Source organism: Treponema bryantii, assembly GCF_900113965.1.
In the GTDB taxonomy this organism is placed as follows: Bacteria; Spirochaetota; Spirochaetia; order Treponematales; family Treponemataceae; genus Treponema_D; species Treponema_D bryantii_A.
In genome coordinates this window covers 58,241-72,694 of record NZ_FORI01000001.1, presented here as the reverse complement: position 1 = coordinate 72,694, position 14,454 = coordinate 58,241, and the positions used below count along the sequence as shown (strand labels likewise).

The window sequence follows — 14,454 nt, the reverse complement described above, 5'->3', positions numbered from 1 at the left end:
ATAATGAAAGAAATCCAGCAACTTATCGAACACGACGAGCTTATCAACTATCTTCCTCACAAAGGAAAAATGTTTTTGCTCTCACGCGTAACTCAGCACGATGTAAACAATCATACAATTACAAGTGAGTATGACATCACAGAAAACTGTATTTTCTATGAACCGGAATTTGACGGAGTTCCAAGCTGGGCCGGCTTTGAATTTATGGCTCAGTGTATTTCAGCTCTCACTGGAATCACAAATACAATCAAGGGTCGGACTCCGCTTCCTGGTTTTATTTTGAGCGTTATGGAATTTAAGGCAGAGGTTGGCTATCTCAGAAACAACACAACAATTCAGATGAAGGCAGTAGAAGATTTCCGCGATGAAGAAAATCATGTTTACCGCTACATCTGCGAATTGTACGCAAACAAGAACGACGAAAAGCCGGTTGTAACAACAAAGGTTTCTGTAATGGAAACTGAAGATGCAGAGGCTCTTTTCGGTGACAACGCATAAACACGACATAAATTAGGAGGATACGATGGTTCAGTTAACTGATGAAGAAAAAATGCGCCTTTTCAACGGCGTTGGCAGTTGGAACAGTTATGACGCTGGAGGTAAGGTTCGCTCGTTTACAATGAGTGATGGTCCGCATGGACTTCGTAAGCAGGATGCTATTGAGGAAACTGAGCATTATGCGGATTTGAACCGCAGTCGTATTGCTACCTGTTTCCCAACTTCAAGCTGTATGGCAGCCAGCTGGGATAAATCACTTTTGAGTGAACTTGGAAAAACTATTGCAGAAGAAGCTCAGTGTCAGGAAGTTGATGTTGTGCTTGGCCCGGGAACAAACATTAAGCGTTCTCCTTTGTGCGGCCGTAACTTTGAATATTTTTCAGAAGACCCATATCTTGCCGGAACTCTTGCGGCTGAATATATCAACGGAATGCAGGCACTGGGAATTGGAACTTCACTCAAACACTTTACCTGTAACAATCAGGAAAAGCGTCGCCAGACTTCAAACTCAATTGTAAACGAAAAAACTCTTTCAGAGATTTACCTTCGTCCTTTTGAGATTGCAGTTCGCAAGGCTCAGCCGGCCAGCATTATGGTTTCGTACAATAAGGTAAACGGCGACTATGCGGCTGCCAGCAAGTTTCTTCTTACAGAAGTTCTCAGAAAAAAATGGGGCTTTAAGGGAATTGTAATTTCTGACTGGGGTGCATGTATCGGCGCTCCAAATTGTCTTAAGGCCGGAATGTCTCTTGCCATGCCGGATTCAAACGGTTACTTTTCTCATCAGCTTGAAAAAGTTTATAAGGATGATGCTGAGGTTCGCGCTAAGCTTGATGAAGCAAATGCTCTTGTAATTGAAGCGGCTAATAAATGGACTGGCGGACATCAGCAGAAGGCTGATAATTCTAAAATTGATTTTAAGGCACATCATAATGCAGCTCTTCGTTTTGCAACAAATGCGGCTGTACTTCTTAAAAACGACGGCGTTCTTCCACTTGCAGAAAAATCAAAAATCACAGTAATTGGTGCAATGGCTGCTACTATGAAATTTCAGGGTGGCGGTTCAAGTCATATTTCAACAGCTCCTTATCCTAATGCACTGGATAGTCTTAAAGCACTTGGTTATGAAATTGATTTTGCAGAAGGCTACACAGGTGAAATGGGAGACACAAGTGAGCGAGGTTATGCACAGGCTCTTGAGCTTGCTAAAAAAGCTGCCAGCGAAAAACGACCTGTACTTTTCTTCTGTGGTCTTACAGAAGAGTTTGAAGGCGAAGGTTTTGACCGTGATAATATTGCATTGCCACAGGTTCAGACAAAACTCCTCGACCAGATTATTGCTCTTGGTGCAGATGTAATTGCTGTAACTTTCAGCGGTGCTCCTATCGATATTTATTTCGCAGATAAGGTTTGTGCCGTTCTTCATATGTATCTTTGTGGTGAAGCCTGTGGTGAGGCTTGTGCTGAATTGCTCAGTGGCCGTGTAAATCCATCTGGAAAAATTGCCGAGACTTTCCCATTCTCAGAAAAAGATACTCCTTGTTACGGAAACTTTGCCGGCGAAGAAGACAACATTGAATATAAAGAAGGCTCTTATGTAGGCTACCGCTACTACGAAGCAAAGAATGTTCCTGTTCGCTACGAGTTTGGTTTTGGTTTAAGCTACACAACTTTTGAATATTCAAATCTCAAAGTTGATGTTGCAAAGCGCGAAGTTTCTTTTGATTTGAAAAATACAGGTTCTGTAAAAGGTGCAGAAGCTTCTCAGGTTTATATCCAGAAGGAAGGTTCTGATTACCCTGAGCTCCGTGGTTTTGAAAAAACAATGCTTGAGCCAGGCGAGACAAAACGCGTAACAGTTACCCTCGATGAAAATGCATTTACAACTTACGACACATCAGCTCACAACTTTGTTGCTGATGCTGGCGAATATACAATCAAGGTTGGAATGTCTGTAAGAAAGATTGTTCTTGAGCAGAAGGTTAGTGTTAGTGCAGAACAGGCTGCTGCTGGCTTGTCTGAGCTTGCAGCTTACACTCCAGATCTTCCTCTTTACGAAAGTTTCTTTACAAATACTTTCTACGAGCAGCATCACAAAGGAACCTTTACTACTGCCGACAATCTTGGCGACATGGCAAAGGAAAGTTTTGGTGTAAGAGTTATTTTGAAAATCATCAATATGATTATTCTTTTCTCTATGCGTGGAAAATCAAAGAACGATCCTTCTGTAAAAATTGTTCTTAGTGCAATTGCAGAAAATCCTCTTGAAAGTTTAATCAGCATAACAAACGGAATCTTTACGGAAAAGCTGATGGAAAAAACAGTGCGTCTGGCAAACCGATAATAAAAAAAAGCGGGGAGTTCAAAATGGAGAAACTGGATAACAGAACTAAATGGTCTTATTCAATTGGGGCTACCGGCCGCGACGCTGCCTACGCTCTTGTGAGTATGTATCTGATGACTTACATTCAGTACACAATGAAGCTGACGGTTGCGCAGTTCGGCGTGATTTCGGCAATCATTGTAATCTGTCTTATCTGGGATGCCATTAACGATCCGCTCATGGGTATCATAATTGAAAACTGCCACTTCAAAGCCGGAAAGTATAAGCCGTGGATTCTTGCGGGCTCGGTTTTGAACGCGGCAGTAATTCTTGCTCTGTTTACAATCCGGCCGGAAGGCTGGGGCTTTGTAGCCTTCTTTGGTATCAGTTATCTGTTGTGGGGAATGACCTACACGATGAATGATATTGCGTATTGGGGAATGCTGCCTTCTCTTTCGAGTGATGCAGGCGAGCGAAATATTCTTGTTACGCTGATGAGCATTTTTATCTGCATCGGTCAGTTTAGTGTTGCGGGAATTGTTCCTACAGTGATTGCGGGAAACGCGGTGAATGCTTACAGAGTTACGGCTCTCATTGTTGCACTGTGTTTTATCGGCTTCCAGCTGATTACCGTTCTTGGTGTGCGAGAGCGGCATCACGAAGCTGCAGAGCACTCAGACTCACTCTCCCTCAAAGACATGTTCAAGATTTTTACCAGAAACGATCAGCTTATTCCTGCGGGAATTGCGTCGCTGCTTTTTAATATCGGAACAAATCTTCTTTTGATGTTTGGCATGAACTTCTTCTATTTTGAGTTCGGCTATTCCGAGGGTGGAAATCTTGTGTTCCTGTTTACGGTTATGTATGGACTTGGAACTCTGCTTTCTCAGATTGCTTTTCCGCTTTTTACAAAAGGCATGACCCGCCGCCAAATTCTCCGCTTAATCACAATTGTGATTGGTGCGGGTTATCTGATTCTTTTGCTTACCGGTTATGTGCTTCCAAAGAGCCGTATCCTCATCAATATTTCGGGCTTTGTGATTTTCTTCTGTCAGGGGCTTTTTAATCTTGTACTTCTGGTTATGCTGAATAATACGATTGAGTATGATGAATATAAATTCCACGAGAGACACGATTCGATTATTTCTACCGTTCGTTCGTTTTCTGCAAAGCTTTCAACTGCCATTAATCAGGGAATTGTAAATCTTGTTCTGATTATCAGCGGCATTTATGCAATCAGTCAGAGTGTGAGTGCGCTTGAGGTGAAGGCCAGAACCGGAGAAATGACTTCGCAGGAAGTTTTGACTCTGGCAGATCAGTATATTTCTGGTGCGACCGGCGGACAGCTTTTTGTTCTGCGTCTTGGAATCACTCTGATTCCTTTTATTGCGCTTGTTGCGGCATGGCTGATTCTTGAGAAGAAGTATAAAATTGATGAAAAGGAATATGAGAGAATCTGTTCTGAATTAAAGAAATAAATTGAATGATAATAGATTGTTAATAGAATGATATGATGGGTGACAAAATCTGTCAAAAATGTCATAATAAGATGATTAAAACGGCCGGACAGGCCTTTAACAGGAGTAAACAAAATGGAAAACGTTAATGCTGATAAGAAAGTTCTCGTAACTGGTGCCAGCGGTGGAATTGGCCGCGCAATCGCTGTTGAGGCTGCTAAGGCCGGATATTATGTAATCTGTCACTACAATGGAAGTCAGGGCAAAGCTGAAGAAACTCTTGCTCAGATTCAGGCTGCCGGTGGACAGGGCGAACTGATTCAGTTTGATGTTTCAAACCGCGAAGACTGTAAGGCTAAGCTCAGCGAATTGACAGCTAAGCACGGAGTTCTTTGGGGAATCGTAAATAACGCTGGTGTAACCCGCGATAATACATTTGTTGCTATGAGTGGCGAAGACTGGGACAAGGTTATTCACACAAACCTCGACAGCTTCTACAATGTAATCAACCCACTTCTTATGCCAATGGCAAGCCGCAAAAACAAGCGCGGCGGACGTATCATCACAATTTCTTCTGTAAGTGGATGTGATGGAAACCGTGGTCAGACAAACTACTCTGCTTCTAAGGCTGGTATCATCGGTGCTACAAAGGCTTTGGCTGTTGAACTTGCAGGCCGTGGAATTACTTGTAACGCAATTGCACCAGGTGTAATCGAAACTGATATGACAAAGGCTATCCGCCCAGAAGTATACGACATCATCATGCAGACAATCCCAATGGGACGTGCAGGTAAACCAGAAGAAATCGCTGCAGCTGCCGTATTCCTCTTGAGCGAGGGCGCTGCTTATATTACACGTCAGTGTATTGAGATTGATGGTGGTATGTAACTAAAATAGCAGAAGCGTTAAAAAAAATTGTACGACAGTGCAATTTTTTAGCTTCTACGAAAGAATGTTTCGCCACGATCGAGCGACCTTTATTTAAGATAAGGGTCGCTTTTTTTTTAATACCCCAGCTTCTTATCCACAAGATAACGAAGCTCTTTTCCTTCCGTAAAGTTTTTCAAATCTTCAAGGAACATCTGCACGTTTTTGTCTTTCGTATACGGCAGTGTCATGTTGCCGGCTACGTGTGGTGTAATTACAAGCTTCTTTGTTTTCCAAAGGCGGTTGCCTTTCGGCAGCGGTTCTGTCTGGAATACGTCGAGGGCAGCTCCGGCAAGGTGTCCTGAGTCCAGAGCATCGGCAAGGGCTTCTTCATCAATTGCAGAACCTCGGCCAACGTTCACAATGTATGCTCCCTCTGGCAAAAGTGCCAGACGTTTACGCGAAAGAATTCCGCGGGTCTCTGGAGTGGCAGGCAGGCTCATTGCAAGTAAATCAGTTTCAGGGAGTACAGAGTCGAGTTCGCTTACAGGAAGTACTTTATCATAAACTTGTGCGCTGCTTTTTCCGCTGCGACAAACTCCAATAAAACTTGCCGGCTCAAAGGCTTTGGCGCGGTTAGCAAAGGTAGTTCCAATGTCGCCTGTACCAAGAACTGTGATGCGGCAGTCTTTGAGAGAACGCTGTGCTCTTGGTTTAAGCCACTGGCCGCCGCGGGTTTCTTCGAGGAACTCGTCCAGTCTTCTCATCATCACAAGAGAAACTGCAATCATGTGTTCGGCAATTGAAACACCATAAGCACCGGCTGCGTTTGTAAGCAGACAGTCCTCGTTTGCAAAATAGCCCGGCACCATCAGCGAGTCCACACCGGCCCAAGGAACACAAAGCCATTTGAGAGTTTTACTTGTCTTTACGATTGAAGGCGCAAAACCGTAAATAATATCTGCATCATAATTTGTCTGAGGGATTTCAGCTTCAGCAGTATAAAAGAAAACTTCGTGGCCAAGGCTTTCAGCAGAAGTTTTTATAAGGTCCAGATGCTTTTGTTCAAGCATGTTGTTGATTACTAAGATTTTCATAACATCAGTATATCAGATACGAAAAAAAATAATTGTATGAATATCTGATTTTTTACCCAACAAAATTGCAGTTTTATCGACTATAATAGTGTAATCGATTACATAGTTTAAAAATGTGGAGCTTGCGGTGAACAACGTAATTACAGATGATTTGATGGAAAAGACTTTTCTTTTTTGCTGGAAGAAGATTTCAGATAAGGAAGAGGCTCAGGACCTTGCACAGGAAATCATTATTGATGCCATGCTGGTTTTGCGAAGCGGAAAAAAGATTGAAAACTTTTACGGTCTTTTCTGGCAGATTGCGCATAACAAGGTTGTTGATTTTTACAGGAAAAAACGTCCGGTGAAAATCAGTCTAGATGATATGGAAAACAGCCTTCTTGGTTTTGATAAGTCAATCGGTGACTACATCAAACAGGAAGAACTGGACCTGCTTTCTAAATCTATGACAAGGCTTGCGTATATTCACAGAGATATACTTGTGCGCTTCTACATCAAAAATCAAAGTGTAAAAGAAATTGCCAGTGCGCTTGAGCTCCCTACGGGTACAGTAACAAGCCGGTTATCTGATGCCCGAAAAAATCTTAAGGAGAAATATGAAACTATGGAAAATCGAAATGAAAAATCTGAAAAGAAAAGTAAGATTGTTGATTTTGAACTTGAGTTTTATGGGGATTCACTACAGGCCTGGATGGCAATTTCGTCTCTTATAGACAGGCAGATTTTATTTGCCTGCCGTGAAGAAAGTCAGACGATGAGCCAGCTTGCGGCCCGGCTTGAAATCCCCCAGCTCTTTCTGGAAGACAGCATTCAAAAACTTGTGCGTGCGAATGTTCTCTTAGAAGAAAAGAAAGGAAAGTATCTTACAGATTTTACAATCTTCCCAAAGTCTGTAATCCGTAAAGCCGGAGAAATTGATCGCGAAGTAAATGCTAAGCTGAAAGTCACTGAACGCTTTTTTGAGATTCTCACAGGTATGAAGCAGGAGATTCTCAAAGAAGATTTCTACGGAAATGATTTTGACTGGGAATATCTTCTGCCATATTTTATCATCCGTTCAGACCGAGAGTTTGGAATGAAAACTGGTGGTGAATATCTTCGTGAAAAATACGGTAAGGGACTTCCAGACAGATTCTGGCGAAACTTTTATCTGACTGGTCAGTATGAGGATGAACCGGAGAAGGCAGAAAAACTTGCTGCGCCGCTGATTGGCCCCGGCTACAATTTTGAGATTTACAATATTCCGCAGTATGGCCACATTGAAGTTCATAATACAATCAACACAATGAATTATGTAAAAGACGGCCAGTCTTACAGTCTGGATATGGACCGCCTTAACTGGCTGAACTTTAGCAATGTGGGAATCTATCTTGAGCTTATCAAAAATCCAAAAAAGACTCTCACCGAAAAAGAAGAAGTTCTTGTCGCAGATATGATGAATAATGGTGTGCTCGAAAAAACATCAGAAGGCTACAAAGGAAATATTCCTGTCATCAGTTTTGCGCTTGTAGATAAGTGGTGCAAAATCTGGCACGAAAAATTCAAAGAGCTTTCGATTGAATATTGTGATGCCCTTTACAAGGCTGAGGAAAAAGTTGTACTGCCTTATATCCGGCATGATCTTTTGTGGGCTTCATTCTGGCATGTTATTCCGATTGGAGACAGAAAGAGTCTGGATTCCATGTTGATGCAGTATGCAATTGATAATGACATGGTTCGTTTTGCAGAAGGCAAGAATGCGTCATGTGCAGCCATGGTCTTGCTTACAGATGTGTAAGGCCGCTGGCGGCCGGTGTTAGATAGCAGAACGTTAAAAAAATTGCGAAAGCAATTTTTAGTTCTACCATAAGGAGATTAGAAATGAAAAAGATAGATAAACAGCTTTCATATGCGCCTGCAGAATTCAGGGTGTCATATTGCGGATGGGCTTCCCCAGCAATGCGCGAGATGCACGGCATTTTCAGACAACAGCTTGCCTTGCTTTGTTATGATGAAGCTAAATCTGTAGAGGAGCTTTCTGAGGCACTTCAGTCTCCACGCGAATATATTCAGGATGCGGTAGATTCTTTTTGCAATGTAAAGATGATGAAGAAGATAGACGGAAAATATCTTACGCTTTTTCCGATGCTGCATCTTAAGAAAAATTATGAAGCCGGACTTTTGTGCTACAACTTTTGTGAGGAGCATGAGATTCCAAAGAAAATCAACGACCTGCTTTTTTCTTTGAAGGATAAAATTGCTGCCCTGGATTTCTACGGAAATGATTTTGATCTTTCATACTTAAACTGGTTTTTGTACACCGTGACCGACAACTGTATGATTTCAGAATTCCGTTCTTATTATTCTGAAAAAACTGATGAAGTCATAATGAGTAATAGTGACTGGCGGACTCACAATTATGATTTTTCACTTTGCGCATCTTATAATTATGCTGATGAAAATATTGAAGATGATCATCTGGAAAGACGATTGACTCAGACATCAACTTATTATCAGCATTTAGGTAACTATCGATATAACAATGTTTTTGATTTAAAACCTTTTCCGTGCAGCTTTGAAGAAAATGCACTTGGAATGGGAACATCGGATATGGGCAGAAATAAATATCTTACTTCCGGCAATATCGATTTTTATCTGAATCTTGTAAAAGGAATAAACCGTGAGTTTACAGAGGAAGAGAAAAAGTGTCTTGAAGATTTTGAAAAGCATGGAGTTGTGGAAAAACGTGGCGACAGCTACAAGCCGATGATTCCTGTTTTCACAGAAGAAGTTTTTTCTGAACTTGAAAAAATCATCACCAGAGCAGTAATTCCTATCGTAAAAGAAATTGCACAGGCAACTGACAAAGCAATGGAAGAGATTATGCTTCCTGAGATGCGGGGTGTAAAAGAGAGAATAGATCAGTTATATGTTTTCTGGCTCTGTAGTTTTTTGAGTCCACGACAGGAACTGTACTGGTACGGCATGAATGTTGAAGGCCTCGAAATCCCGAAGGATTACAAGGCCTCTGCAGCAGCGTTGTATATCATAAAATAAATCACCGGGAAACTGGCAGACTCAGCATTTATAATAGCCCCGGTAAAAAATTGCATTACGGGGCTTAAATAAAATTAATATAGAATTGATGATGTCTGAGCTTGCCATTACTGCATTAATCCAGGCAACGTATAAAATATATGGACTAAGTGCGCCTGAATAAAAAAATCTTGTGATTAGCGGAATGCCTGAAAGCACGAGAAAGGGAAGAGTCATAAAAATCCAGAACCGACCTTTTGACATTTCTGCATCTGAGTGAAGCCAGAAATATAATCCTGAATGAGTCAGATAAATATTTCCGATTCTGAAAGCAACGAGAATGTGCAGAAGTTCATGAATCAGAAATACAGGAAGTATCATTGCAATTCTGATAGGAAAACGAATATCGTTCATTGGTGTTGTAAGACAACAGACTGGGATAACAAGAAGAAACATTAATGTGTATGCAAACCACATATAGTGTTTTCGAAACCAGTCGCCTTTAATAAACGGTTTGTAGATGTTTGTATCAATTGGTGTGTCAGGAAGTTCTTTTACCCATTTAATCATTTTTTACTCCTCAATTAATTATAACATGGTTTTTGAGGATTTGTATTTCTGATGTTATAATATTTTTATGACTATAAAAGATTTGCAGAAGCTGCTGTTTGAGTATGAAGATAAAAAGTATGGTGATTTTGGTGCGAAACTGATTCCAGGATTTCCTCGGGAAAAGTTTATCGGGATTCGTGCACCTGAATATAAAAATATTTTAAAGCGGATTAAGGGCGATGAAGTGATTCCGGTTTTTCTTTCAACTCTGCCGCATACCTATCACGAAGAAAACTGTCTGCATGTTGCCTTGATAAATAAGATAAAAGATTTTGATGAATGTGTTGCGGCTCTCGAAAAGTTCATACCTTATATTGATAATTGGGCTGTAAATGATGGAGTGAACCCTGTGTGTTTTAAAAAGCATAGGGACGAACTAATCGGGCTTGTTCAAAAATGGATTTCGTCTGAAGCAACTTATACCCGCCGCTGTGGTATGAAGATTTTGATGGCAAATTATCTTGATGAAGATTTTAAGCCTGAATATCTGGATTTGCCGGCGGACTTACGTTCTGATGAATATTATGTGAATATGATGACAGCCTGGCTCTTCGCTGAAGCTCTGGTAAAACAGTGGGATACTTCTGTGAAATATATTGAAGGTCACAAACTTGATGACTGGACTCATAACAAGACAATTCAAAAAGCATGCGAAAGCTTTAGAGTTCCAAACGAAAGAAAAGAGTATCTTCGTTCGCTGCGGGTAATTACAACAATAAGAAGTCTGTGATATATTAAACGTATTAAAATAGTGATTCCAATCGAGTGGGAAATATGGAAATCAAAGATAAGCGCATTGATGACGGAAAGGCTTTTGACTGGGGAAAGACTTCAAAAGAATATGCAAAGTTTCGCGACATTTACCCGGAAGAGTTTTACAGAAAAGTTGTAGACCGCGGCCTTTGTGTTAACGGTCAGAAAGTTCTGGATCTTGGAACGGGTACTGGTGTTATTCCGCGCAATATGTATAAATATGGCGCACAGTGGACCGGCACAGATATTTCTCCTGAGCAGATTGAGCAGGCAAAAATACTCGCGGCTGAAGGCAACATGAAAATTGATTTTATTGCCAGTGCAACTGAGCAGCTTGATTTTCCGAAAGAAAGTTTTGATGTAATTACAGCGTGCCAGTGCTTCTGGTATTTTGATCATGAAAAAGTGATGCCGGTTCTTGCGGACCTTCTTAAGCCAAATGGAAAACTTGTAATCTTGTATATGGCATGGCTTCCTTTTGAAGATAAGATTGCAGGTAAGAGCGAAGAGATGATTTTAAAGTACAGTCCAAAATGGTCTGGCTGTGGTGCGCAGCGTCATGAAAACTGGGTACCAGATGTTGCCTATAAATATTTTGATAAACTTGAACATGAAGAGTTCGACCTTATGGTTCCGTTTACAAAAGAAAGCTGGCACGGCCGTGTAAGAGCAAGCAGGGGAATTGGTGCTTCTCTTAATCCGGAAGAACTTGCCCGCTGGGATGCAGAACACCGTGCCCTCCTCGATGAAATTGCTCCGGAAAAGTTTGATATTCTGCACTACGGAGCAATCACAGTTTTGCAGAAAAAATAGGAGACATTGTGCAACTCGAACCTTTTAATTTTGAAAACATTCCTCTTCTTGTTGATGTTGTTGAGCCGTTATGGTGCCCGTCTGTGGGGAGCTCGGAGTTCAAACGTTTTAATGTTGAATATATAGTAAGAAATAATATCTGGGAAAATGATTATAGATTTCAGCTGATGGGTGGAAGCGAGGTCGAAGGCGCGGGCGCGAGAGGCGGGATATTGTCGGCGGCGTTCTTTGCGCGGAAGGGAGATAAGTGCAGTGTAGAAGAATGGTTTGCCCGCGAGTCTCAGCGCTTTCCGGAAGAGTGGCTCACGGCCTCTGCAATGAGCAAAACTTTCCTGACTCTCATGGACGAGCGAACCCTCAGCCTCATGAATGATGATGACATAAAACTTTCGCTTTTTATAAGCCGGAAGCCTGGGGCTGGTTCTCAGATTCTCGACCAGGCCTGTAATCATCTTCGCGATGAGGGCTGGAAAAATCTTTACCTTTGGACAGACTGTGAATGCAACTGGCAGTGGTATTTTAATCACGGCTTTACGCTTGTGAAGGAAGATATATACGAACCGTTCAACAGTGAGGACGAAGATTACAAAACATATATTTTTAAGCGCAAACTGTAATTAAAAAAGGAGACCACAATGACAAAAGTTTATTTTATCAGACATGCGGAACCGAATTATTCAAATCATGATGATTTATTACGTGAGCTTACACCAAAGGGAATGGAAGATAGAAAAATTGTTACGGAATATCTGAGCAATAAAAAGATTGATGTTGTACTTTCAAGCCCGTATAAAAGAGCTGTGATGACGCTTGAAGATTTTGCCGGCAAGTATGGATTCAAAATTGAAACTATTAATGATTTTCATGAAAGAGTTGTTGGTAATGAATGGATAGATAATTTTTTCGAGTTTTCAAAAAATCAGTGGGCAGACTTTGATTATAAACTTGAAGGTGGAGAATGCCTTCGCGAAGTTCAGGCACGTAATATTGCTGCTTTAAAGGAAGTGCTGAAAAAGTACGAAGGCAAGAATATTGCGATTGGAACTCATGGAACTGCTCTTAGTACAATCATCAATTATTATGATAAATCATTTGGATATTCTGATTTCGAAAAAGTCATAAATGTTATGCCTTGGATTGTTGCTTTTGAGTTTAATGGTGAAAAATGTTTAAGCATAAAGAATATGAAAAAACCGGAACTTTGGGATGCATATAATTCTAATTATGAAAAAATAGAAGGGGTCACTCTGGTTCGTGATGAAGAGGAATATTTCCCAGAGGATACATATCATCTTGTGTGTGAGGTTCTCGTGCGTCATGTGGACGGAACATATCTTTTGATGAAACGTGATCCCACAAAGCCGCTTTATCCGAATATGTGGGAGGCGACAGCAGGTGGCTCAGCGCTGAAAGGGGAAACGGATGTAGAAGGTGCGCTCCGTGAGCTTCGTGAAGAAACCGATATCGTTGCAGATAAACTTGAATTCCTAAGTAAAGACATTGGCGGGCATTGCTGGCATGTAAGATTTTTATGTGTAACTGATTGCGACAAAAATTCGATTAAGCTGCAGGAAGGCGAAACCTGCGATTTTAAGTGGGTATCTGCCGCCGGAGTTCTTGCTATGACAGAATCTGAACTTGTCGGCTGGCAGATGAAAAAGTTTATAAACTAACGAAAGATAGTTTATTCTACCTCTTTTGATTTCAGATAAACCGTGTAACTTACTTCAGCATCTTTGAAATCTGAGGTAGTTACGAGGTAATTGCCGTCACCTGGCAGACCTTTTTTGAGGAGTACCTTATCGTAAGAGATTTCGCCAGGTGCCACACCCGAAACTTTTATCGTTCCTTCAAAGGTTCCGTTCTGCGCCATGTTTGAATGTGTGAGGATTTCACCATCAAAAGTCCAGCCTTCTTCATCACAATAATTTGTATAGCGCAGAGTTACAACAGCGCCCAAACCTTTAAGTTTTACATCATAAAAAACGGAACCGGAAATATTTCCATATACAGTTTCTGTTCCCATTTTTTCAAGAGAACCGGGCTTGTTCATATAAGTAAGTCTTTTTTGAGTTTCATTGAATTTCTTGAAAAAAGTTAGGGCATAGTCATAAGGACTCTGAGAAGGTTCTGCAAAGACAGCTCCAAAAATCAAAAAGCTGAATATAAGTGTAATCAATTTTTTCATATAAATTATTATACTTCATATCCGGTGAAAATTGTGTAAAAAAACTTTTATAATTAAACTCGATATATAAACGGGAACGGGGTTAGTATAGAATCTCTTTTGTAAGGTGCAGGTTGTGACCGGCACAATGAGGATGGTATGAAGTACAGAAATGCACAGGACATTTTTCCGGAAGATCTCTTAAAACAGATTCAGCGATATGTTTCTGGAGAGACAATTTATATTCCGGCCGGAAATGGAAAAAGATCCTGGGGCGAAACTTCGGGTTATCAGCAGTTTATTCGTGAAAGAAACGCTGCTATTAAAGCGGACTTTGAAGCGGGACAAACGATTGATGACCTTATGGAAAAATACTGTCTTTCTTATGATTCGATTAAAAGAATCGTTTACAGCAAGAAGGAGGTTTCTATGTTAAAGTACAGTGCAACTTTGGAATCGGCAAAAGCATATGCAGAAGAAAAAATGCGACAGATATTATTTCAGTCCGGCTCTTGTGCCACTTAATTTGCTTAAGAGATGCTCAGGCCCGGAACCAGAGATGAAGTATCGTGTTGATCAGGGCTGGTGGGATCATAAGCTTGGTGAGTTGAAAAAGACAATCGAAGCAACCCCTGACTTTGTGAATAAATGCGCACCGATGTTTGTTGAATACACAGGCGGCGAGTTTGTTTTGAATGACGGCAATCATCGTCTTCAAGCCTACAAAGACCTTGGTTATGAAAAAGCCTGGGTTCTTTTCTAGATTACAGAAGAAGACGAATATCAGGACTTTTTGAAAAAGTACGGCGAGTATGTAAAAGACTGCGTTGTAATTAGAAAGTAAACATACGG

The 14,454-nt window shown here is 41.0% G+C and carries 15 protein-coding genes; 12 read left to right on the top strand and 3 right to left on the bottom strand.

From position 1 onward, the window contains the following. Window positions 1-3: 3 nt before the first annotated feature. The 4 genes from BM161_RS00365 (at window position 4) to fabG (ending at window position 5,166) form a co-directional block, all read left to right on the top strand. The gene (locus tag BM161_RS00365; RefSeq protein WP_083425609.1) at window positions 4-498 is read left to right on the top strand and encodes a hotdog family protein; all 495 of its coding nucleotides are present in this window, start codon (window positions 4-6) and stop codon (window positions 496-498) included. A 25-nt stretch (window positions 499-523) separates the two neighbouring features. Next, a complete protein-coding gene (locus tag BM161_RS00360; protein WP_074929638.1) occupies window positions 524-2,842 on the top strand; it encodes a glycoside hydrolase family 3 C-terminal domain-containing protein in 2,319 nt (772 codons plus the stop codon). A 23-nt stretch (window positions 2,843-2,865) separates the two neighbouring features. Further along, window positions 2,866-4,299: a glycoside-pentoside-hexuronide (GPH):cation symporter gene (locus tag BM161_RS00355; RefSeq protein WP_074929637.1), complete on the top strand. Its 1,434-nt coding sequence runs from the start codon at window positions 2,866-2,868 to the stop codon at window positions 4,297-4,299. Between the two features lie 114 nt (window positions 4,300-4,413). After that, entirely contained in the window at window positions 4,414-5,166 is a 753-nt protein-coding gene (gene fabG, locus BM161_RS00350; protein ID WP_074929636.1) for a 3-oxoacyl-ACP reductase FabG, read from the top strand. 116 nt (window positions 5,167-5,282) lie between these two features. Here fabG and BM161_RS00345 read toward each other — a convergent pair whose 3' ends face one another. Then, entirely contained in the window at window positions 5,283-6,242 is a 960-nt protein-coding gene (locus BM161_RS00345; RefSeq protein ID WP_074929635.1) for a D-2-hydroxyacid dehydrogenase, read from the bottom strand. 127 nt (window positions 6,243-6,369) lie between these two features. Between BM161_RS00345 and BM161_RS00340 the strand changes: the two genes are divergently transcribed. Both BM161_RS00340 and BM161_RS00335 read left to right on the top strand, forming a co-directional pair. Further along, entirely contained in the window at window positions 6,370-8,019 is a 1,650-nt protein-coding gene (locus BM161_RS00340) for a sigma-70 family RNA polymerase sigma factor (protein WP_074929634.1), read from the top strand. 83 nt (window positions 8,020-8,102) lie between these two features. Next, entirely contained in the window at window positions 8,103-9,278 is a 1,176-nt protein-coding gene (locus tag BM161_RS00335) for a hypothetical protein (RefSeq protein WP_074929633.1), read from the top strand. A 21-nt stretch (window positions 9,279-9,299) separates the two neighbouring features. Here BM161_RS00335 and BM161_RS00330 read toward each other — a convergent pair whose 3' ends face one another. Continuing rightward, entirely contained in the window at window positions 9,300-9,827 is a 528-nt protein-coding gene (locus tag BM161_RS00330; RefSeq protein WP_074929632.1) for a DUF3267 domain-containing protein, read from the bottom strand. 67 nt (window positions 9,828-9,894) lie between these two features. Between BM161_RS00330 and BM161_RS00325 the strand changes: the two genes are divergently transcribed. The 4 genes from BM161_RS00325 to BM161_RS00310 are packed head-to-tail and all read left to right on the top strand — an operon-like array spanning window position 9,895 to window position 13,108. Further along, window positions 9,895-10,599, top strand: a complete 705-nt coding sequence (locus BM161_RS00325) for a DNA alkylation repair protein (protein WP_074929631.1) — start codon at window positions 9,895-9,897, stop codon at window positions 10,597-10,599. Between the two features lie 44 nt (window positions 10,600-10,643). Next, window positions 10,644-11,435 carry a class I SAM-dependent methyltransferase gene (locus tag BM161_RS00320; protein WP_074929630.1) on the top strand — a complete coding sequence of 264 codons (792 nt, stop codon included), beginning with the start codon at window positions 10,644-10,646 and terminating at the stop codon, window positions 11,433-11,435. An 8-nt stretch (window positions 11,436-11,443) separates the two neighbouring features. After that, the gene (locus BM161_RS00315) at window positions 11,444-12,052 is read left to right on the top strand and encodes a GNAT family N-acetyltransferase (RefSeq protein WP_074929629.1); all 609 of its coding nucleotides are present in this window, start codon (window positions 11,444-11,446) and stop codon (window positions 12,050-12,052) included. 18 nt (window positions 12,053-12,070) lie between these two features. Beyond that, entirely contained in the window at window positions 12,071-13,108 is a 1,038-nt protein-coding gene (locus BM161_RS00310; RefSeq protein ID WP_074929628.1) for a histidine phosphatase family protein, read from the top strand. An 11-nt stretch (window positions 13,109-13,119) separates the two neighbouring features. On the opposite strand, the gene BM161_RS00305 is transcribed toward BM161_RS00310, so the two are convergent. After that, on the bottom strand, window positions 13,120-13,623 hold the full coding sequence (locus tag BM161_RS00305) for a hypothetical protein (protein ID WP_074929627.1): 504 nt from the start codon (window positions 13,621-13,623) through the stop codon (window positions 13,120-13,122). Window positions 13,624-13,761: 138 nt separating this feature from the next. On the opposite strand from BM161_RS00305, the gene BM161_RS00300 reads away from it, so the two are divergent. After that, entirely contained in the window at window positions 13,762-14,127 is a 366-nt protein-coding gene (locus BM161_RS00300) for a CD3324 family protein (RefSeq protein ID WP_074929626.1), read from the top strand. A 34-nt stretch (window positions 14,128-14,161) separates the two neighbouring features. Then, a complete protein-coding gene (locus tag BM161_RS00295; RefSeq protein WP_074929625.1) occupies window positions 14,162-14,365 on the top strand; it encodes a ParB/Srx family N-terminal domain-containing protein in 204 nt (67 codons plus the stop codon). The last annotated feature ends 89 nt before the right edge of the window (window positions 14,366-14,454 follow it).